The 19,899-nt window shown below is 61.6% G+C and carries 22 protein-coding genes; 8 read left to right on the forward strand and 14 right to left on the reverse strand.

Translation table 11 applies throughout. The features are described 5' to 3' along the window. Positions 1-448: 448 nt before the first annotated feature. Positions 449-1,648: a tyrosine--tRNA ligase gene (gene tyrS / locus BLV18_RS18535; protein ID WP_090360689.1), complete on the reverse strand. Its 1,200-nt coding sequence runs from the start codon at positions 1,646-1,648 to the stop codon at positions 449-451. Between the two features lie 210 nt (positions 1,649-1,858). Between tyrS and BLV18_RS18540 the strand changes: the two genes are divergently transcribed. Both BLV18_RS18540 and BLV18_RS18545 read left to right on the forward strand, forming a co-directional pair. Then, positions 1,859-3,322 (forward strand): peptidoglycan DD-metalloendopeptidase family protein, encoded by a 1,464-nt coding sequence (locus BLV18_RS18540; RefSeq protein ID WP_090360691.1) that lies wholly within the window; start codon positions 1,859-1,861, stop codon positions 3,320-3,322. Positions 3,323-3,325: 3 nt separating this feature from the next. After that, complete coding sequence (locus BLV18_RS18545; protein ID WP_090360694.1) at positions 3,326-4,417, forward strand: anhydro-N-acetylmuramic acid kinase; 1,092 nt, start codon at positions 3,326-3,328, stop codon at positions 4,415-4,417. Positions 4,418-4,478: 61 nt separating this feature from the next. On the opposite strand, the gene erpA is transcribed toward BLV18_RS18545, so the two are convergent. Both erpA and argC read right to left on the reverse strand, forming a co-directional pair. Continuing rightward, positions 4,479-4,829: an iron-sulfur cluster insertion protein ErpA gene (gene erpA / locus BLV18_RS18550; RefSeq protein ID WP_043192502.1), complete on the reverse strand. Its 351-nt coding sequence runs from the start codon at positions 4,827-4,829 to the stop codon at positions 4,479-4,481. A 141-nt stretch (positions 4,830-4,970) separates the two neighbouring features. Beyond that, the gene (gene argC, locus BLV18_RS18555) at positions 4,971-6,005 is read right to left on the reverse strand and encodes an N-acetyl-gamma-glutamyl-phosphate reductase (protein ID WP_090360696.1); all 1,035 of its coding nucleotides are present in this window, start codon (positions 6,003-6,005) and stop codon (positions 4,971-4,973) included. Between the two features lie 134 nt (positions 6,006-6,139). On the opposite strand from argC, the gene hemJ reads away from it, so the two are divergent. The 4 genes from hemJ to coq7 all read left to right on the forward strand — a co-directional run bounded on the left by hemJ (position 6,140) and on the right by coq7 (position 8,530). Continuing rightward, positions 6,140-6,565, forward strand: coding sequence for a protoporphyrinogen oxidase HemJ (gene hemJ, locus BLV18_RS18560; protein ID WP_043192500.1), 426 nt, complete (start codon positions 6,140-6,142; stop codon positions 6,563-6,565). A 96-nt stretch (positions 6,566-6,661) separates the two neighbouring features. Further along, entirely contained in the window at positions 6,662-7,435 is a 774-nt protein-coding gene (locus tag BLV18_RS18565; RefSeq protein WP_090360699.1) for an SDR family NAD(P)-dependent oxidoreductase, read from the forward strand. A 69-nt stretch (positions 7,436-7,504) separates the two neighbouring features. Beyond that, entirely contained in the window at positions 7,505-7,843 is a 339-nt protein-coding gene (locus tag BLV18_RS18570) for a histidine triad nucleotide-binding protein (RefSeq protein ID WP_090360701.1), read from the forward strand. A 39-nt stretch (positions 7,844-7,882) separates the two neighbouring features. Beyond that, on the forward strand, positions 7,883-8,530 hold the full coding sequence (gene coq7 / locus BLV18_RS18575) for a 2-polyprenyl-3-methyl-6-methoxy-1,4-benzoquinone monooxygenase (protein WP_090360704.1): 648 nt from the start codon (positions 7,883-7,885) through the stop codon (positions 8,528-8,530). Positions 8,531-8,590: 60 nt separating this feature from the next. Here coq7 and BLV18_RS18580 read toward each other — a convergent pair whose 3' ends face one another. Continuing rightward, positions 8,591-9,013: an OsmC family protein gene (locus tag BLV18_RS18580; protein WP_090360707.1), complete on the reverse strand. Its 423-nt coding sequence runs from the start codon at positions 9,011-9,013 to the stop codon at positions 8,591-8,593. Between the two features lie 200 nt (positions 9,014-9,213). On the opposite strand from BLV18_RS18580, the gene crp reads away from it, so the two are divergent. Continuing rightward, entirely contained in the window at positions 9,214-9,852 is a 639-nt protein-coding gene (gene crp, locus BLV18_RS18585; RefSeq protein WP_090360710.1) for a cAMP-activated global transcriptional regulator CRP, read from the forward strand. Positions 9,853-9,862: 10 nt separating this feature from the next. Here the strand turns inward: crp and BLV18_RS18590 are convergent, their stop codons facing one another. From BLV18_RS18590 to rpe, 7 genes are all read right to left on the reverse strand, one after another. Next, positions 9,863-10,552, reverse strand: coding sequence for a lipoate--protein ligase family protein (locus BLV18_RS18590; protein ID WP_090360712.1), 690 nt, complete (start codon positions 10,550-10,552; stop codon positions 9,863-9,865). A 45-nt stretch (positions 10,553-10,597) separates the two neighbouring features. Next, positions 10,598-11,398: an indole-3-glycerol phosphate synthase TrpC gene (gene trpC, locus BLV18_RS18595; protein WP_090360715.1), complete on the reverse strand. Its 801-nt coding sequence runs from the start codon at positions 11,396-11,398 to the stop codon at positions 10,598-10,600. Next, positions 11,395-12,444: an anthranilate phosphoribosyltransferase gene (trpD, locus tag BLV18_RS18600; protein WP_049862396.1), complete on the reverse strand. Its 1,050-nt coding sequence runs from the start codon at positions 12,442-12,444 to the stop codon at positions 11,395-11,397. The genes trpC and trpD overlap by 4 nt, the downstream gene beginning before the upstream one ends. A gap of 9 nt (positions 12,445-12,453) precedes the next feature. Beyond that, entirely contained in the window at positions 12,454-13,053 is a 600-nt protein-coding gene (locus tag BLV18_RS18605; protein ID WP_049862397.1) for an aminodeoxychorismate/anthranilate synthase component II, read from the reverse strand. A 77-nt stretch (positions 13,054-13,130) separates the two neighbouring features. Next, the gene (gene trpE / locus BLV18_RS18610) at positions 13,131-14,609 is read right to left on the reverse strand and encodes an anthranilate synthase component I (RefSeq protein WP_049862398.1); all 1,479 of its coding nucleotides are present in this window, start codon (positions 14,607-14,609) and stop codon (positions 13,131-13,133) included. 59 nt (positions 14,610-14,668) lie between these two features. Next, the gene (locus tag BLV18_RS18615) at positions 14,669-15,487 is read right to left on the reverse strand and encodes a phosphoglycolate phosphatase (RefSeq protein WP_090360717.1); all 819 of its coding nucleotides are present in this window, start codon (positions 15,485-15,487) and stop codon (positions 14,669-14,671) included. Further along, positions 15,484-16,158, reverse strand: coding sequence for a ribulose-phosphate 3-epimerase (rpe, locus tag BLV18_RS18620; RefSeq protein WP_056845321.1), 675 nt, complete (start codon positions 16,156-16,158; stop codon positions 15,484-15,486). Before rpe ends, BLV18_RS18615 begins: the two co-directional genes overlap by 4 nt. A gap of 214 nt (positions 16,159-16,372) precedes the next feature. On the opposite strand from rpe, the gene BLV18_RS18625 reads away from it, so the two are divergent. Beyond that, complete coding sequence (locus BLV18_RS18625; RefSeq protein ID WP_090360720.1) at positions 16,373-17,317, forward strand: alpha/beta hydrolase family protein; 945 nt, start codon at positions 16,373-16,375, stop codon at positions 17,315-17,317. A 31-nt stretch (positions 17,318-17,348) separates the two neighbouring features. Here BLV18_RS18625 and BLV18_RS18630 read toward each other — a convergent pair whose 3' ends face one another. From BLV18_RS18630 to BLV18_RS18640, 3 genes are read right to left on the reverse strand one after another with little or no spacing between them, the layout of a single operon-like run. Continuing rightward, the gene (locus BLV18_RS18630; RefSeq protein WP_090360722.1) at positions 17,349-18,116 is read right to left on the reverse strand and encodes a DnaJ domain-containing protein; all 768 of its coding nucleotides are present in this window, start codon (positions 18,114-18,116) and stop codon (positions 17,349-17,351) included. A 1-nt stretch (position 18,117) separates the two neighbouring features. Further along, positions 18,118-18,777: an N-acetylmuramate alpha-1-phosphate uridylyltransferase MurU gene (murU, locus tag BLV18_RS18635; RefSeq protein WP_090360725.1), complete on the reverse strand. Its 660-nt coding sequence runs from the start codon at positions 18,775-18,777 to the stop codon at positions 18,118-18,120. Further along, positions 18,774-19,787: an aminoglycoside phosphotransferase family protein gene (locus BLV18_RS18640; RefSeq protein ID WP_090360727.1), complete on the reverse strand. Its 1,014-nt coding sequence runs from the start codon at positions 19,785-19,787 to the stop codon at positions 18,774-18,776. Before BLV18_RS18640 ends, murU begins: the two co-directional genes overlap by 4 nt. Between the last annotated feature and the right edge of the window lie 112 nt (positions 19,788-19,899).

Here is a 19,899-nt window from a genome sequence, read left to right on the forward strand (position 1 = left end):
GGATCGAGGTAACTCTTTGACTTCTCGTGGAGTCGTTGTGATGCTGATAATCTTGCTGACTAACAGTCTTAACTCACAAGCACCCACACGAATTGCTTGATTCAATTGTTAAAGAGCGTTGGGTTGATTCTTTCGTCTCAACCGAGGCGCGCATTCTACGCTGGCCTCATATTCTGTCAAGCGTTTATTTCGAAGTATTTTTCCAGAAACCTGAACAACTTCAAACACTTGACTCGCTTCGATCACTCGTCAGCGGGAGGCGAATTCTACAGCGTTTCAAACCGCTGTCAACTTCCTTTTTCACCGCTTCCGACCTTGAAGATCGAAGCACTTCCTCACTACCTGAACGACTAACTCATTGATTAACAAGGCGTTTATCGTTTCGGCTGCGCCGGAAGTGGGGCGAATTATAGACACTTCGAATTCGCCGTCAAGCCCTTGCTTTGAATTATTCTGTTTTTAGCGTAATACGGGCGAAAGCCTTCTTGCCGGCCTGTACGACATGGGTTGCGCCCAGCGGGAAGATGAATGCGCGGTCTACCACAGCACCGTCGACGCGGACACTTCCGGCATTGAGAAGATCGCGCGCGCCTGCGGCGTTCTTGACCAGCCCTGCTTTATTAAGGATAGCCGCGATGGGCATGTCTTCAGTGGCTGCTACATCCACTTCGGGCAAATCCTCTGGCAGCTCACCCTCCTTCATGCGGTTGCCCGCCGCCTTGTGGGCGCTCTGTGCCGCTTCCTCGCCATGGAAGCGCGCAACGATCTCTTCGGCCAGCTTGATCTTGATGTCACGCGGGTTGGCGCCGGCTTCCACATCCGCCTTGAAAGCGTCGATCTCATCCATGCTGCGGAAGCTGAGCAGCTCGAAGTAACGCCACATCAGCGCATCGGGAATGGACACCAGCTTGCTGTACATGATGCCGGGCGCTTCCTGAATGCCCACGTAGTTGCCCAGCGACTTGGACATCTTCTTGACACCGTCCAGACCTTCCAGCAACGGCAAGGTGACGATGCACTGGGCATCCTGACCATAAGAGCGCTGCAGCTCACGCCCCATCAACAGGTTGAATTTCTGATCGGTACCGCCCAGCTCGACGTCTGCCCGCAGGGCGACGGAGTCATAACCCTGGACCAGGGGATAGAGGAACTCGTGAATCGCGATCGGCTGGTTGCTGCTGTAGCGCTTGTCGAAATCATCGCGCTCGAGCATGCGGGCCACGGTGTACTGGGAAGCCAGGCGAATGAAGTCAGCTGGGCTAAGGACGTCCATCCAGGTCGAGTTGAACGCCACTTCGGTTTTGGCAGGATCCAGGATCTTGAATACCTGAGCCTTGTAGGTTTCGGCATTCTCCAGCACCTGCTCACGCGTCAGCGGTGGACGTGTAGCGCTCTTGCCACTGGGGTCACCGATGGAGCCGGTGAAGTCACCTATAAGGAAGATGACCTGGTGACCCAGCTCCTGGAACTGCCGCAGCTTGTTGATCAGCACGGTGTGGCCCAAGTGCAGATCCGGGGCGGTGGGATCGAAGCCTGCCTTGATACGCAGGGGCTGACCGCGCTTGAGCTTCTCGACCAGTTCGGATTCGACCAGCACCTCTTCAGTGCCGCGCTTGATCAGCGCCAGCTGCTCTTCAACAGACTTCATATAAGGTCCTACAACGCTCGGATTCAAAAGGCTCAACGATACAAGATCACGGGTCAAATACAAGGCGCGGGCACAGATGTGACTCATTGGCGCCAAGCAAACGTCTGCGAGCTTGCTTTGGAGGGGTTTTGGTTATATTTTATACAGTTATTTCATCTTCATCATGTCATTCATCTCATCTTTCCATCTTTAAAAGTCAAAAAATCACCTATGACCAAGCAACCGCCTAAAGCGCCGCCGCTTTATCCGAAGAGCCACCTCGTGGCTGCCAGCGGCCTGGCCGCCCTCCTCAGCCTTGCCTTGCTGGTGTTTCCTTCCAGCGATGTAGAAGCAAAACGTACGAACATGAGCCTGGAGATGCCGGCTCCCGTCGAACAACTCAAGGACGCCGAACAAGACACCCCGGTTGCCCCGATCGCCGAACAGGCAGCCCCTGCACCCTTCGCCCAGATTGAAACGCCTGCCTCGACCGACACCGAGCACGCTGCACAGCCATCCGAGCATCCAGCCCCCCACGTTGCTGCAACCAAGGAAGCACCCGCTGCCAAGGAAGTCGCTGCCGCGAAGAAAGAGCCGGGACATCGTCAGGTGGTGGTTGCCAAGGGCGACACGCTTTCCACGCTGTTCGAGAAGGTCGGTTTGCCGGCGTCGACCGTGGCCGAGGTCATGGGCAGTGACAAGAAGGCCAAACAGTTCACTCAGCTCAAGCGTGGACAGCTGCTGGAATTCGAACTGTCGCCAGAAGGCGAATTGCTCAGCCTGCACAGCAAGGTCAGCGACCTGGACACCATCCGGCTGACCAAGGCGGGCACGGGTTTCGCCTTTGAGCGTGAAACCAGCAAGCCGGTGACTCGTGAAGCGTATGCCCATGGCGTGATCAAGAACTCGCTGTCGCAGTCAGCCGCGCGTGCCGGACTGTCCCATAGTCAGACCATGGATATGGCCAGCATCTTCGGATATGACGTGGACTTCGCTCAGGATATTCGCCAGGGCGATGAGTTCGACATCATCTACGAGCAGCGCGTACTCAACGGCAAGGTCATCGGTACCGGCGGCATCCTCGCTGCGCGCTTCACCAACCGCGGCAAGACCTATACCGCAGTGCGCTATACCAACAAGCAGGGCAACAGCAATTACTACACCGCCGATGGCAACAGCATGCGCAAGGCGTTCATCCGTACCCCGGTGGACTTTGCCCGCATCAGCTCGCGTTTTTCGATGGGCCGCAAGCATCCGATTCTGAACAAGATCCGTGCGCACAAGGGCGTTGACTATGCTGCGCCGCGCGGTACGCCGATCAAGGCGGCCGGTGACGGCAAGATCACCTTGGCCGGTCGTCGTGGCGGCTATGGCAACACCGTGATCATTCAGCATGGCAATAGCTACACCACGCTGTACGGACACATGCAGGGCTTCGCCAAAGGCATCAAGACCGGCGGCAGCGTCAAGCAAGGCCAGGTGATCGGTTACATCGGTACCACCGGCCTGTCGACAGGTCCGCATCTGCACTACGAGTTCCAGGTAAACGGCGTGCACGTCGATCCTCTGGGCCAGAAGCTGCCGATGGCTGACCCGATCGCCAAGTCCGAGAAACAGCGCTTCAACCAGCTGAGCCAGCCGCTGATGGCGAAGATGGACGTAGAGCGCAGCACCCTGCTGGCGAGCAAGCGCTGAGCCATGGCGTACTACCTTGGGGTCATGTCCGGCACCAGTCTCGATGGGCTGGACATCGCCCTGATCGAGCAGGATCAAGCCACTCGGCTCGTGGCAACACACTACGTGCCCATGCCCGCGGCATTGCGCAGCCAGCTACTGGAACTTTGCGCCAGCGGGCCGGATGAAATCGCTCGAGCTGCCGTCGCCGAAAACCAGTGGGTAGCACTGGCAGCCGATGGCATCTCTGCCTTGCTGGCCTCACAGCATCTTGCACCTTCCGACATCCGAGCGATTGGTAGCCACGGACAGACCGTGAGGCACGAGCCAGCTCGGGGCTTCACCGTACAGATCGGCAATCCGGCGTTGTTGGCAGAGCTGACGCAGATCACCGTCGTGGGCGATTTTCGCCGACGCGATGTGGCCGCCGGCGGTCAGGGTGCACCCTTGGTTCCGGCCTTCCACGAAGCGCTGTTCGGTGCCGAAGGCGAGGCGCGTGCAGTGCTCAATGTGGGCGGCTTCAGCAATCTCAGCCTGATCGGCGGCAATCAGCCAGTAAGCGGTTTCGACTGCGGACCTGGCAACGTGCTGATGGATGCCTGGATTCAGCTCAAGCGTGGCCAGGACTATGATCGAGCAGGCGCTTGGGCAGCGACCGGTACGCTGCAACCGCATTTGCTGAGTGCTTTGTTAAGCGATCCATTCTTCGCTGGCAGCGGCCCGAAAAGCACGGGGCGCGAGGTGTTCAACCTGAGCTGGCTGCAACGACAACTGGACAGCCTTCCTGCGTTCGATGACGCCGACGTTCAAGCAACGCTTCTCGAGCTGACCGCGCAAAGCATCGTGCAGTCGCTGGGTGTCGCCCAGCCGAGCACTCATGCACTGCTGGTGTGCGGTGGCGGCGCTCACAACCAGGCCTTGATGGCGCGACTGCAAGCCTTGCTGCCGGGAACTCGGGTCGAGAGCACGGCAGCGGCGGGTGTCGATCCGGACTGGGTCGAAGCCATGGCTTTTGCCTGGCTGGCTGATTGCTGCCTGCAAGGCGTTGCGGCCAACCGGCCTAGTGTGACCGGCGCGCGAGGCCTGCGCGTGTTGGGCGCCATCTACCCGGCGTGAAACTAGATACCTGAAACGCAAAACGCCGTGCAAATGCACGGCGTTTTTCATGGGTGCTGGATCAGATCGAGAAGGACTGACCGCAACCGCAGGTGGTGCTGGCGTTGGGGTTGTTGATCACGAATCGCGAACCTTCCAAGCCTTCCTGGTAATCGACCTGTGCACCGGCCAGGTATTGGAAGCTCATGGGATCGACCACGAGACTGACGCCTTCGCGCTCGACGATGGTGTCGTCTTCGGCGACGTCTTCATCGAAGGTGAAGCCATACTGGAAGCCCGAGCAGCCGCCACCGGTGACGAAGACGCGCAGCTTGAGACGATCGTTACCCTCTTCATCGACCAGGGTCTTGACCTTGATGGCAGCCCCTTGGGTGAATTGCAAAGCCATGGGGGTAAAGGATTCGACGCTCATGTAGAAGTTCTCCCGGCGTACGCCGTCATAATGCTCAATGGCGGCATTATCCTCTTCTCCTACGAAAATGGTCAAGAATTAGCCAGTGGCTAAAGCAAAGAGGCCCGCAATGCGGGCCTCTAGGCGATGCTGCGGAAATGGTCAGGGCAGCATGCCGGCGTGGGACAGACCGAAGCGTTCGTCCAGACCGAACAGGATGTTCATGTTCTGCACGGCCTGGCCCGACGCGCCTTTGACCAGGTTGTCGATGACCGAAAGCACGACCACCAGATCGCCACCCTGGGGGCGGTGCACGGCGATGCGGCAGACGTTGGCGCCGCGCACGCTGCGGGTTTCGGGGTGGCTGCCGGCCGGCATGACGTCGACGAAGGGTTCATCGGCGTAGCGCTCTTCATACAGGACCTGCAGATCGACCGATTTGTCGACGACCGTGGCATACAGTGTGGAGTGGATACCGCGGATCATGGGCGTGAGGTGGGGGACGAAGGTCAGACCCACATCACCACCGGCGGCGCGACGCAGGCCTTGGGTGATCTCGGGCAGGTGACGGTGGCCCTTGACCGCATAGGCCTTCATGCTTTCGCCAGCTTCGCAGAACAGTGAACCCACGCTGGCGCCGCGACCCGCGCCACTGACGCCTGACTTGCAGTCGGCGATCAGACGCGTGTTGTCGGCCAGTCCCGCCTCGAGCAGCGGCAGGAAGCCCAGCTGCGTGGCCGTCGGGTAGCAGCCTGGCACGGCGATCAGGCGGGCCTGGCGGATCTGCTCGCGGTTGACCTCGGGCAAGCCGTAGACCGCATCGGCCAGCAATTCCGGCGCACCGTGCGGCTGACCGTACCATTTGGCCCATTCATCGGCGTCCTGCAGGCGGAAGTCGGCGGACAGGTCGATGACCTTGGTACCCGCAGCCAGCAGCTCGCCGGCCAGGGCGTGGGCGACGCCGTGGGGGGTGGCGAAAAACACTACGTCGCAGGCACCCAGGGTCTTGATGTCCGGGACGCTGAACGCCAGGCCGTCGTAGTGACCGCGCAGGTTGGGGTACAGGTCGGCAACCGGCAGGCCAGCCTCGGATCGGGAGGTGATGACCTCTACCTGCGCCTGCGGATGCTGCGCCAGCAGACGTAGCAGTTCGACCCCGGTGTAACCCGTGCCGCCGACGATACCGACCTTGACCATACACTGCCCTCTTCACGATGCGACTGGAAAGCCTTCGATGATAGGGGCCTGAGGCGTGAGTCACAACCGTTGAGATGACGCGAACGCCGACAGACTCTACTATCGACGCTACCGTGAACCTGAGAAGACCGAAAATGCTTTATCTATGGATCAAGGCCCTGCATATCGTCAGCGTTGTCTGCTGGTTTGCCGGGTTGTTCTACCTGCCTCGTCTGTTCGTCTACCACGCACAGAGCGAGGACACCGTCAGCCGCGAACGCTTTGCCGTCATGGAGCGCAAGCTTTACCGCGGCATCATGACCCCGGCGATGATCGCCACGTTCGTCTTCGGTATCTGGCTGATTGCACTGTCGCCGGGCTGGATGAGCCAGGGATGGATGCATGCGAAGCTGACCCTGGTCATATTGCTGACCGGCTACCATCACGTGTGCGGTGCGCAGATGAAGCGCTTCGCACGTGGCGAGAACAAACGCAGCCATGTGTACTACCGCTGGTTCAACGAAATTCCAGTGCTGATCCTGCTGGCCGTTGTGATCCTGGTGGTGGTCAAGCCGTTCTGAGGTCACGCACAAGCTGTGAGCCCAAACGTGAACGCGCGCGGTAGAATGTCCATATGAAACCGCGCCAGCTTGGCTGGCGGGGGTATGGAGAATTCGATGACCCGTTATGCCATGATCACAGGCGCGTCGGCAGGCTTGGGCCTGGCCATGGCCGAAGCCCTGGCCAGGCGTGGGCGCAGCCTGCTTCTGGTAGCGCGCCAGCGTGACCAGCTTGAAATCATTGCCGCTGAACTGACGCAGCGCTTTGGTGTGGAAGTATTGTTTCGTGCCTGCGACCTGGGCGAACCCCTGCGGCTCTCGGGGTTTCTGTTGGAGCTTGAAGAAAGCGAACGCCAGATCGACCTGTTGGTGAACTGCGCGGCCGTGCGCTCCTATGGGCACTTTCTGGCTCAGGACTGGAGCCAGGAACAGGATCTGATCGAACTGAACGTTCTAGCCCTCACCCGCCTCTGTCACGCCTTGGGCAATGCGATGGCCGTGCAGGGTGGTGGGCAGATCCTGAATGTCGCCTCACTGGCCGCCTTCCAGCCCGGCCCATGGATGAGTAGCTATGCGGCGAGCAAGGCCTATGTGCTGCATTTTTCCGAAGGGCTGCGCGAGGAACTCAAGCAGACCGGGGTGAAGGTTTCGGTGCTGTGTCCTGGGCCGGTACGCTCCAGCCAGCGGCGCATTCCGCGCCTGGCGAACAGTTCGCAGGTGCTGGACCCTGAGCAGGTAGCGCTGCAGACGGTGCGAGCGCTGGCCCGCAATCGCGCGGTGATCGTGCCTGGGCGGCGCAATGCCTGGCTGGCCAGGGCTCCGCGCCTGGGCTCACGGTGGCTGACGCGCATCGTGAGTGGATGGATCAACAAGGCTTTCGCCCCCCATTGAAGCCGGCAAGGCTGGGCGCTGGGCACAAGCCTCAGTACACTGAACCTTCGACTGCCATGGAGATGCATTGTGGATACTTTGTTTACCAAGATCATCAACCGGGAGATTCCGGCCAAGATCATCTACGAGGATGACCAGGTACTGGCCTTCCACGATATCGCGCCACAGGCCCCGGTGCATTTTCTGGTCATCCCGAAAAAACCCATCCGCACGCTCAACGACTTGACCGAAGACGACAAGGGCCTGGCTGGACATATCCTGTTCACCGCCCAGCGGTTGGCCAAGGAGCTGGGTTGCGAAGAGGGCTTTCGAGTGGTCATGAACTGCAACGAACTGGGCGGTCAGACCGTCTACTACATACACATGCATGTACTGGGACAGCGCCAGATGAACTGGCCGCCCGGTTGAGCGGCATTCATGCAGGCCAGGTTTTCAACGGAGGTGCCCATGGCTACCCAGCGTCACTACTCGCCCATTGATCGTTTGCTGCTGCAGGCCGATACGGCCATGCGCACGCTGTTACCGTTCAGCGGCCATCCATCGCGCCCCTCGCCGGCGCTCGTCCAGCCCGAGGTGACGATGGACAAGCAGCAGAGTCGGCACGTGGCCGGCCTGATGCGCATCAATCATACCGGTGAGGTCTGCGCTCAGGCGCTGTATCAAGGACAGGCCCTGACCGCGAAGCTGCCTCAGGTGCGCAAGGCCATGGAGCATGCGGCCGAAGAGGAAGTGGACCACCTGGCGTGGTGCGAGCAGCGCATTCGGCAATTGGGCAGCCATACCAGTGTGCTCAATCCGTTGTTCTACGGCATGTCGTTCGGTATCGGCGCGGTAGCAGGCGTCATCAGTGATCGGGTGAGCCTGGGTTTCGTGGCAGCAACCGAGCATCAGGTGGTCAAGCATCTGGATGAGCACTTGCTGCAACTGCCCGCCGAAGACGTCAAGTCGCGGGCGATCCTGGGGCAGATGCGCAGTGATGAGCAAGCCCATGCCGAATCGGCGCTCGACGCAGGCGGGGCCAGGTTTCCGGCGCCGTTGCGCTTTGGCATGAGCCTGTTGGCCAAGGTCATGACCAAGAGCACCTACCGGATTTGATTGTTTGCGGCAGGTAGAACAGGGGCGCTCGATGAGCGCCCTTTTCGCATGTTCTTGAAGTCAGCCCAGCTCGACGATTTCGTAGTCATGAGTGATGTCCACGCCGGCGCGACCCAGCATGATGGATGCCGAGCAATACTTCTCTGCCGACAGCTCCACTGCACGCTTGACCTGAGCTTCTTTCAGGCCGCGGCCCTTGACCACGAAGTGCAGGTGGATCTTGGTGAAGACTTTCGGGTCTTCGCTAGCACGTTCGGCTTCCAGAAAGGCTTCGCAGCTTTCGATGGGCTGGCGCGATTTCTTGAGGATGCTGACCACGTCATAGTTGCTGCAGCCGCCCAGACCCAGCAGCAGCATTTCCATGGGGCGCACGCCGAGGTTGCGGCCGCCGCTCTCGGGAGGTCCGTCCATGACCACGACATGGCCGCTACCTGACTCGCCCAGAAACATGGCCTCGCCGGCCCACTGAATACGCGCCTTCATCTTTCCGGACTCCCGTGTTCATAAAGCGGGTGAGCTTAACACAGCGCACCTGTAACAATTCGCGAGGTCGAAACGGTCAAATCCCACGTTCTGCAGTCAAATGCCGTGTGACCCCACTATGTGTCTGATAAGCTGACGCCAATGTACTGGCGTATTGCCGTGATTCATGCAAGATCGATTGCCCTTTCCGGAACCAAGCCATGACTGCTGCCGCGCACAAGATCAAGAACCTCGAAAAGCTGCTCGCGCAAGGTCAGCGCCATCGATTTGCCGCGAAGACCACGCTGATCGCGGCCGGTGCACGGGATGACACCCTTTCGTTGATTCTCAAGGGCTCGGCAACGGTGATGATCGAGGCCGAGGAAGGCCGGGAGTTGGTGATTGCCTACCTCAATGCCGGAGACTTCTTCGGTGAGCTGGGTCTTTTTCAGTCACCCCATGGCGCACAGGCACACGATGCCTGGGTACGTGCCAGGACCGAATGCGAAGTGGTGCAGATCAGCTACACCGCGTTTCGCGAATTGGCTCAGCAGGAGCCGGACATGCTCTATGCAGTGGGTGGGCAAATGGCGCAACGTCTGCGCGACACCACGCGCAAGGTGGGCGACCTGGCGTTCTTCGATGTGACTGGGCGGGTAGCTCGTTGCTTGCTGGATCTGTGCAAGCAGCCCGACGCGATGACTCACCCCGACGGCATGCAGATCAAGATCACGCGTCAGGAAATCGGCCGCATCGTGGGCTGTTCACGGGAGATGGTCGGACGGGTTCTCAAGGACCTGGAAGAGCGCAGCGTGGTCCACGTGAAGGGCAAGACCATGGTGGTGTACGGAACCCGCTGACCCGTCAGGCTCAGGCCAGTGCTGTTAGCATTTGGGTATAGGCCACCTGTAGCTCGTCGATCAGATCCGGTGCGGGATGACGCTCGTGCAGTGCTATATGGCTGGAGGCCTTGACGCGCTGCTCCAGCCCACACTGCTGATTGAACAGATTGACGGCAGCCGCCATCGATTCGCGTTCGTCCTCCATCAACATCGCTCCGTGAACCAATACCACCGGGCGCGTGCCGCTCAGACCCTGGCGCCAGCGCTGTGCCGTGCCCACCCATTTGCGGCCGTCGAGATTGACGTTGAAGCGGCCATCGCAGAAGGCGCCTTCTATTTCGCCAAGTGACGCGCTGCCACCCAGGCGCTCGAGGGCGTCGAGCAAGGGCTGGCACAGGCGGCGGTAGGCCGTTTCGATACGGTGCTGGTCACCTTCCTGCTGCGGAGCCACGTATACCAGCGCAACGTTGATGGTCGAGGGCGACTGTGGCACCGGCTCCCCGCCAGTCTCGCGCAGCAGCACAGGCCAGCCGCCGGCAGCCGATGCGAGGCTGGCCTGCTCGAAGCCATCAAGGCGGCTCATGCGTCGCGGCATCACCAAGGTGCGATCGGTCGGGCACCAGAACAGCAGGCCCCAAGCCTGCTCGCCCTTGCAGACGCTGCCGAGCAGATCCTGCTCGGCGCGCAACCCCTGTTCCGTAGGCAAATGCTCAAGCATGAGGGGTGATACTCGTGTGAGGTGAAGGTCAGGAAGACCGTTGGCTCAGGGGAAAAACAGTCGCTGCAGCTCAAGGCCTGGATCTTCGGCCCGCATGAACGCCTCGCCGACCAGGAACGAGTAGACCCCGTTGATTTCCATTAACTGGACATCGGCGCGGTTGAAGATGCCGCTCTCGGTGATCACCACGCGATCACGGGGAATACGCGGCAGCAAGTCCAGGGTGGTTTCCAGGCTGACGTCGAAGGTGTGCAGGTTGCGGTTGTTGACGCCGACCAGCGGGGTGTCCAGGGTGTTCAACGCGCGCTCCAGTTCATCGCCGTCGTGGACTTCGACCAGCACGTCGAGGCCAACGCCCTTGGCGACAGCGGCCAGCTCGGTCATTTGCGCATCCTGCAGCGCCGAGACGATCAACAGGATGCAGTCCGCCCCCAATGCGCGCGCTTCGACCACCTGATAGGGGTCGATCATGAAGTCCTTGCGGATCACCGGCAGCTGGCAGGCAGCGCGCGCCTGTTGCAGGTACAGGTCGGCCCCTTGGAAATAGTCGATGTCGGTCAGCACCGACAGGCAGGTAGCGCCGCCTTTCTCGTAGCTGGCGGCGATGTCGGCGGGTACGAAATGCTCGCGGATGACACCTTTGCTGGGCGAGGCTTTCTTGACCTCGGCAATGACCGCTGGCTTCTTCGAAGCGGCCTGGGCGATCAAGGCCTGGGCAAAACCACGCGGCGCATCGGCTGCGGCGGCAAGGCGCTCGAGTTCGGCCAGGCCGACTCGCTCGCGACGCTCGGCCACTTCCTGCGCCTTGCGCGCCAGTATGTTCTCTAACACCGTAGGCACGCTCATGCTTCGTTCTCCTGCTTGAATACAGCGGTAAAGGCACCCAGCTCCTCGAGCTTTTCGCGGGCCAAGCCGGTGTGCAAGGCATCGTGCGCCATGGCCACGCCCTCTTTCAGGCTGCTTGCCACATCGGCCGCGTACAACGCCGCACCGGCATTGAGGACGATCATTTCGGCGGCTTTCTCGCCATGTTCGGTCTTGCGTCGACCCAGCGCATCGCGGATCAATTCGAGCGAAGCCGCCGGGCTGTCGACCACCAACCCGTGCAAGCTCTGGCTCTTGATGCCCAGGTCTTCGGGCTCGACCCAGTATTCGGTGACTTCGCCATCCTTGAGCTCGGCGACGAAGGTTGGAGCGGCCAGGCTGAACTCGTCCAGACCGTCGCGCGAATGCACCACCAGGACGTGTTTGCTGCCCAGGCGCGCCAGCACTTCGGCCAGCGGTCGGCACAGGGCCTGGGTGAACACACCGACCACCTGATGCTTGACGCCTGCCGGATTGGTCAAGGGCCCGAGCATGTTGAACAGGGTCCGCAGGCCCAGGTCACGGCGCGGGATGGCTGCGTGTTTCATGGCGCTGTGATGAGCCTGGGCGAACATGAAGCCGATGCCGACGCTGTCGATGCAGCGGGCGACCTGAGTGGCGTCCAGGTTGAGGTAGACGCCGGCAGCTTCGAGCAGGTCAGCGCTGCCGCTCTTGCCCGAGACCGCACGGTTGCCATGCTTGGCCACCGTGCAACCGGCCGCTGCGACGACCAGTGCCGAGGCAGTGGACACGTTGAAGATGTTGGCGCCATCGCCACCGGTGCCGACGATGTCGACCACCTTGTCCAAGGTCCGCAGTTCGACCTTGCTCGCCAGCTCACGCATCGCCGACACGGCGCCGACGATCTCGTCGATGGTCTCGCTTTTCATGCGCATGCCCATCATGAAGGCGCCGATCTGCGCTTCGCTGCATTGGCCGGTCATGATGTCGAGCATCACCGTGCGCATTTCCTCGGTGCTGAGGTCCAGCTGGCTGACGATACGGGTCAGCGCGCTTTTGATATCCATGGGTATTCCTTAGCCCTGGCGGCTGCCGCCGGTCTGCTTGAGAAAGTTGGCGAACAGCTCGTGGCCTTGCTCGGTCAGAATCGATTCGGGGTGGAACTGCACACCCTCGACATTCAGGGTCTTGTGCCGCAGGCCCATGATCTCGTCCACCGTGCCGTCTTCGTGTGTGGTCCAGGCCGTCAGCTCCAGGCATTCGGGCAGGGTCTGCGCCTTGACGACCAGGGAGTGATAGCGGGTGACGGTCAATGGGTGGCTGAGGCCTTCGAATACACCCAGGTCGGTGTGTGTGATCGGGCTGGTCTTGCCGTGCATGACCTGCCGAGCACGCACCACGTCACCGCCGAAGGCTTGGCCGATCGACTGATGGCCCAGGCAGACGCCGAGGATGGGCAGCTTGCCGGCGAAATGGCGAATGACGTCGAGGGACACACCGGCTTCGTTGGGCGTGCAGGGTCCGGGCGAAACGACGATGCGCTCCGGGGCCAGGGCCTCGATTTCGGCGATGGTCAGTTCATCGTTGCGGATGACCTTGACGTCGGCGCCAAGCTCGCCCAGGTACTGGACGACGTTGTAGGTAAAGGAGTCGTAATTGTCGATCATGAGCAACATGGTGCTTAACCTCTCGAATCTGCTGACGGGTCACCGGTCGTCTGGAACCGGTGAACACTGGCTTGCCGGGTCCGGTATCAGTCTGGCGATTGCTCGGCCAGGGCCACGGCCTTGAACATGGCGCGACGCTTGTTCAGCGTTTCTTCCCATTCCAGGGCAGGCACCGAGTCGGCCACGATGCCGCCGCCAGCCTGCACATGCAGTTCACCGTTCTTGATGACCGCGGTACGGATGGCGATCGCGGTGTCCATGTTGCCGTTCCAGGCGAAGTAGCCGACCGCACCGCCGTAGACACCGCGTTTGACCGGTTCCAGCTCGTCGATGATTTCCATGGCGCGGATCTTTGGGGCACCGGACAGGGTGCCAGCCGGCAGGATGGCGCGCAGGGCGTCCATGGCGGTCAGGCCCTGCTTGAGGTGGCCGGTCACGTTGGACACGATGTGCATCACGTTGGAGTAACGCTCGATGACCATCTTCTCGGTCAGCTTCACCGAGCCGACTTCCGATACCCGCCCCACGTCGTTGCGGCCCAGGTCGATCAGCATCAAGTGCTCGGCGATCTCCTTGTCATCGGACAGCAGGTCGACTTCCAGCGCATGATCGGCTTCTTCGGTCGCGCCGCGCGGGCGGGTTCCGGCAATCGGCCGTACCGTGATCAGGTCGTCCTCGACCCGCACCAGCACTTCGGGCGAGCTGCCGACCACGTGGAAATCGCCGAAATTGAAGAAGTACATGTAAGGCGTTGGGTTGAAGCAGCGCAACGCGCGGTACAGATCGATCGGCGCGGCCTTGAAGTCGATGGACATGCGCTGCGAAGGGACCACCTGCATGACGTCGCCTGCCAGGATGTATTCCTTGATGGTGTCGACGGCGCCTTCGTAGTCGGACTGGGTGAAACTGGAACGAAACACCGGGTCGGCAGCTTGCGGACGATTGAAGTCCAGCCCGCGGCGCGGCGCGATGGGCTGGCGCAGGCGGTCCATCAAGGCTTCGAGCTGGTCGCGGGCCTGCTCGTAGGCATCGGCCTGCGCAGGATCGGCCAGGACGATGGCGTGCATCTTGCCAGCCAGGTTGTCGAACACCACCACGGCATCGGAGACCATCAACAGGATGTCCGGAACGCCCAGCGGATCCGGGTTCGGGCACTGGCCCAAACGCTTCTCGACGTAACGCACGCAGTCATAGCCGAAATAGCCCACCAGGCCACCGTTGAAGCGTGGCAGGCCAGCGATGGTCGGCACGTTGTAGCGGGCCTTGAAGGTCTCGACGAAGGCCAGCGGGTCTTCGACATCGCAGGCTTCGATCTCGACGCCGTCGCAGGTCACGCTGGCATGGTACCCGTGAACACGCAGGACGGTGCGGCACGGCAGGCCGATGATCGAGTAGCGGCCCCATTTCTCGCCGCCCTGCACCGATTCCAGCAGATAGGAATTGGGCTGGTCGGCCAGTTTCAGGTAGATGGACAGGGGTGTATCGAAGTCGGCCAGGGTTTCGTGGGCCATCGGGATACGGTTGTAGCCTTCGGCGGCCAGGCGCAGAAATTCTTCGCGGGTCATGATTCAGCCTCGTGATGGAGGGGTCGAACGGTCTGTGGGCAAACGCTGGAACGGGAAAGTCAGGCGCGCCAACGCCAGCGGGCCAGGGCCTTGATGACTTTCATCCAGAGTTTGCGAGTGACCACCACGATGGAATCTCTATGAGCGGGGGAGTTGCCGTGGGCCAACGTTATCCCAGTGGCCGGATCGAAGCAACCAGGCATCAGTGCGCGCAGATCGTCGATCACCAGTGCCGGTGATTCCTCGGCGATCGGCCGGCCATGGTTGTAGCCGTAGCTGAGCGCGATACAGGCAACGCCCGCAGCCTTGGCCGCTTGCACGTCACTGCGCGAATCGCCGACAAACAAGGCGTGCTGCGTCTTGACCTTGGCCATTTTCATGACGAACAACAGGGCTGCCGGATCGGGCTTCTGCTGGGGTAGCGTATCGCCGCCGATGATCCACTTGAAATAGCGTCCCAGGCCCATCTGATCCAGCAGAGGCGCGACGAAGCGTTCCGGCTTGTTGGTGATCAGGGCCATCTTCACGCGCTTCTTGTGCAGCCATTTGAGGGTTTCGTGAACCCCCGGGTAGACCTGGGTCAGGGCATGGCTTGCAGCATAGGCTGCTGAAAACAGCTCGAGGGCGTGTTCGGTTTCCGCCTCGCCGACATGCTGGTGATCGATACCGCCCGCCAGCGCACGGCGAACCAGCACGCGGGCGCCGTTGCCGATCCATTCGCGCACGGCTTCGATTCCGGCCGGCTCACGGCCCAGCTGGGCCAGCATGGTATCGACGGCTGCGGCCAGGTCAGGCACCGAGTCCACCAGGGTGCCGTCCAGGTCGAACATCACCAAACGCGGAAGGCTGCCGGGAAACAGCCGCTCCAAGGCGCTCATGAGCGGGCCAGCGTCAGTTCCGTGCGCATTTGCTCGATCACATGGCGGTAGTCGGGCGCGTTGAAGATGGCCGAGCCGGCGACGAAGGTGTCGGCACCGGCTGCGGCGATCTCGCGAATGTTGCCCACGTTGACGCCGCCGTCGATTTCCAGGCGGATGTCGCGCCCGCTGGCGTCGATCAGAGCGCGTGCTTCACGCAGCTTGTTCAGGGTGCCGGGAATGAACTTCTGACCGCCAAAACCGGGGTTGACGCTCATCAACAGGATCATGTCGACCTTGTCCATGACGTATTCGAGCAGGTTCAGCGGGGTCGCCGGATTGAAGACCAGACCGGCCTTGCAGCCGCCTTCGCGGATCAATTGCAGCGAGCGGTCGATGTGCTGGGTCGCTTCGGGGTGGAAGGTGATGTAGCTGGCACCCGCCTCGATGAAGTCGCCGATGATGCGGTCGACCGGGCTGACCATCAGATGGACGTCGATGGGCGCACTGATGCCGTACTTGCGCAGCGCCGCGCAGACCATCGGGCCGATGGTGAGGTTGGGGACGTAGTGGTTGTCCATTACGTCAAAGTGGACGATATCGGCGCCCGCGGCGAGTACGTTATCGACTTCCTCGCCCAGGCGGGCGAAATCCGCAGAGAGGATGGACGGGGCAATTGCGAAGGGCTGCATGGCGCACCTATTCAGGCTGGAATCACGGTGGCGCGCATTGTAGCTCAGGTACGATGGGCGGGCGAATCACGCTGGAACGCATTGCAGAACCGGGGGCGGAGCAAAGGGGGAACATTCGCTGTGAACGACCTTTGCGTGGATGGCACTAAGCTATAGGCTTGGAATTTCAACCGGTGTCGAACACAAGAATCATTGATCTGGACGGAAAGTACCGATGAAAGCTGTTCACATCAGAGCGGTCTGCCTGGCATTGCTCGTTCCGCTGCACGGCTTTGCGCTGGCCGAGGACGCCGCACCAGCGAAGGATGCGGCGGATGTTCGTCAACCTTTGCCTGAGCGCAGCGTCGAGGATGCCCAGGCACTGGAACGTCAACTGCCTGCCAGCGAGCAGCAACAGTTGCAGGCCGGCAGCGACGAGTTCCTGTCGCTGTGGCGTCCGGCGAATACTGCCGATGCACAGGGTACGGCCATTATCGTGCCAGGTGCCGGGGAAACCGCAGACTGGCCACAGGGCGTGGGGCCGTTGCGGCGCAAGTTGCCGGACGCTGCGTTCAACACCTTGAGCCTCAGCTTGCCGGACCTGGTCAGCCAGATGCCTTCAGCCAGGCCAATGGAGAAGCCGCCCCTGCCGGTGACGACCGAAACCCAGGCGACGCCGCCGGACGCCGGCGCCGGGGTGGAAAAGGCTACAGCGCAGGATGCCGGAGCGGCCAGCCCCGAGGTGCAGTTGCAAGACCCGATGAAGGTGGACGCCGAGCGCATCTTTGCGCGCATCGAAGCAGGCATCGCTTTTGCACAGCAACACAACTCGCGCAGCATCGTATTGGTAGGCCATGGCAGCGGTGCCTACTGGGCGACCCGCTACATGGCCGAACGGCAACCTGCACACGTCCAGCGACTGGTGTTGGTGGACACGCGCACGCCGGACAATGCACCCCAGCAGATCGACGAGTTGGCCGCATTGCTCAAGGTGCCGACCACGGACATTTTCTACAGCGATCGTCAGGCGGCGGCCGCTGCTGCGCAACAGCGTCTGCAAGCCAGCAAGCGCAACAAGGGCGCGGCGTATTCCCAGGTTTCGCTCAAGTCGCTGCCGGACAGGGATGCACAGGCGGAGCAGTTGTTCCGCCGGGTCAAGGGAGCCTTGAGCGCGCAGTAGATGACTGCTCGCTCGCCGGCGGACCGGCCCATCAACGCAGATCGCGGCGCTCGCGGATCAGGCTGTAGGCGTTGTGCAGCTCACGGGTGCGGTCGGTCGCCTCGCGAATCTGCGCAGGTGTCGCGCCACTGCCTACCAGCTTGTCGGGATGATGTCGGCTCAAGAGGCGCCGGTAGGCGCGCTTGATCTGATCCGGCTCGGTGGTCGAGGACACTCCCAGCAAACGCATCGCTTCTTCGTAGGCACCGCCACGCTTGGCCACCGGCCTGTGGCGCGGCTCGTAGTCCTGCCCAAGCCCCTGCACGCGCGCCGACGACCAGCCCAGCCACTTGCCCCAGGTGACCACCAGCTCGCGCTCGGCGGTTCCGGCGCGACCATCGGCCCAGACCATCCGCCAGCAGGCACGCAGCATGCCTTCGGCGGAATTGGGTTGATGCTTGAGGCGCAGCAGGTGCCCGCGCAACTGATCACCCCCCGCCTTGCCCCGATTGAATGCACCGATGGCGCGGCGACGTGCCTGCTCGTTGAGGTTCAAGGAGCGCATTTCCAGGCGCGCCTGCTGGATATGCGCCGCGAGCACCTGCCCTTCGGCCTTGGCCACCCGGCCCAGCAGGACGAACAACAGCTCTTCGTCGCGCAGCACCGACTTGCCCTTGAGCCGATCCAGCAATTCCCCCCAGGTCTTTAACCTGAGATGGCGATCCAGCGCTTGACCAAGCACCAGGCCCAGCAGCGCGCCTGGGATGTCGGCAATGGCATAACCTGCCGCTGCGCCGACTACCGTTGCGGGCCACAGCATATCAACCCCGCTCGGCCAGGAGCCGATCCAGGTCGCTAAGCCGCTGCGGCGTGCCGACGTCGATCCATTGACCCCGGTAGTGCTCGCCGGTCACCTGCCCCACGTCCATCGCACGACGCAACAATGGCGCGAGCTTGAAAGCGGTTTCGCCATGGCCGTCGAACAGCTCGGGGTCGAGCACGGCGATGCCGCTGTAGGTCAACCCGGGCTGGTCGCGCACCTGGCCTTCGAGCAGGGTGAAATCACCTTGCGGATGCTGGGCCGGGTTGTCGACCAGTACCAGATGAGCCTGGCCCGCCAACGGGCCGCGCAATTGGCTGAAATCGTAGTCAGTCCAGATGTCGCCATTGACCACCAGAAACGGTGCATCACCCAGCAGCGGTAGCGCCTGACGAATGCCCCCGCCGGTTTCCAGCGGTTCGGTCTCGCGCGAATACTCGATGGCCACACCGTAGCGCGCGCCGTCACCCAGGTAGTCTTCGATCTGCTGGCCCAGCCAGGCGTGATTGATCACCACGTCGCTGAAGCCCGCCTTGGCCAAGGCGAGCAGGTGGTATTCGATCAACCGTTTGCCACCGACGCTCAGCAACGGCTTGGGCGTGGTCAGGGTCAGCGGACGCATGCGCTCGCCCTTGCCTGCCGCCAGGATCATGGCTTTCATGAGGACACTCCAAGGCTTTTGAACAGTTGACCCAGTTCAGCCAGCTCGGGACGCCGCGCCAGTACCGTTTCTATATAAGAGAAGAAACGCGGTACGTCGGCCAGGTAACGGGGTTTGCCGTCACGATGGCAGATACGGGCGAAAATGCCGATCACTTTAAGGTGGCGCTGCACGCCCATCAGGTCGCTGGCACGGCAGAACTCGGCGAAGTCCAGCTGCACCGGTATGCCCTGCTGGCCCGCCTGCTCCCAGTAGCGCTGCAGCCAGGCCTGCACACGCTCCTCTGGCCAGCTGAGAAACGCATCCTTGAACAGGCAGGTGATGTCGTAGGTAACCGGACCATAGACTGCATCCTGAAAGTCCAGCACGCCTGGATTAGGCTCGCTGACCATGAGATTGCGCGGCATGAAGTCGCGATGCACCAGTACCTTGGGCTGCGCCAGGGCGCTGTCGATCAGGCGCGTGCTCACGCGTTGCCAGGCCGCCAGTTGCTCGGCGTCCAGCTGTTTGCCCAAGGCCTTGCCAACGTACCATTCCGGAAACAGTTCCAGCTCGCGCCGCAGCAGCGCCACGTCGTAGCTGGGCAGGTCGCCGCTGGCCGGTAGTTTCTGCAGCGCCAGCAAGGCATCGATGGCGTCGGCGAACAGCGCATCGGCGTTGTCCGCATCGATCACGTCCAGGTAGGTCTGGTGGCCAAGATCGCTCAACAGCAGGAAGCCACGCTCCAGGTCCTGGGCATGAATCTGCGGCACATTGAGGCCGGCGCTCGCCAGCAATTCGTCGATTTTCACGAACGGTGCGCAGTTTTCCTGGGGCGGTGGCGCGTCCATGACGATAAAACTGCGACCCTGGCCCTGCCAGCGGAAGTATCGACGAAAACTGGCATCGCTACTGGCCGCAGTCAACGTGGCCGGGGGTACGGCGCCCCATTCACGAGCCTGGAAGAGCTTATCCAGTTGCTCGTCGAGCCATGTTTTGAGGTGTTGCAGGCGTACATCTTGATCAGGCATTGCAAGGGTCTCCGACGGCGCTAGCCGTCAAGCGGGTCATGCTTTATTATCCAGCATCTTTTTCAGACCATCGAGAGGCGTGCGGCCCCCGCGCGGGCAAGATGGCACGCAG

Source organism: Pseudomonas coleopterorum, assembly GCF_900105555.1.
Taxonomy (GTDB): Bacteria; Pseudomonadota; Gammaproteobacteria; order Pseudomonadales; family Pseudomonadaceae; genus Aquipseudomonas; species Aquipseudomonas coleopterorum.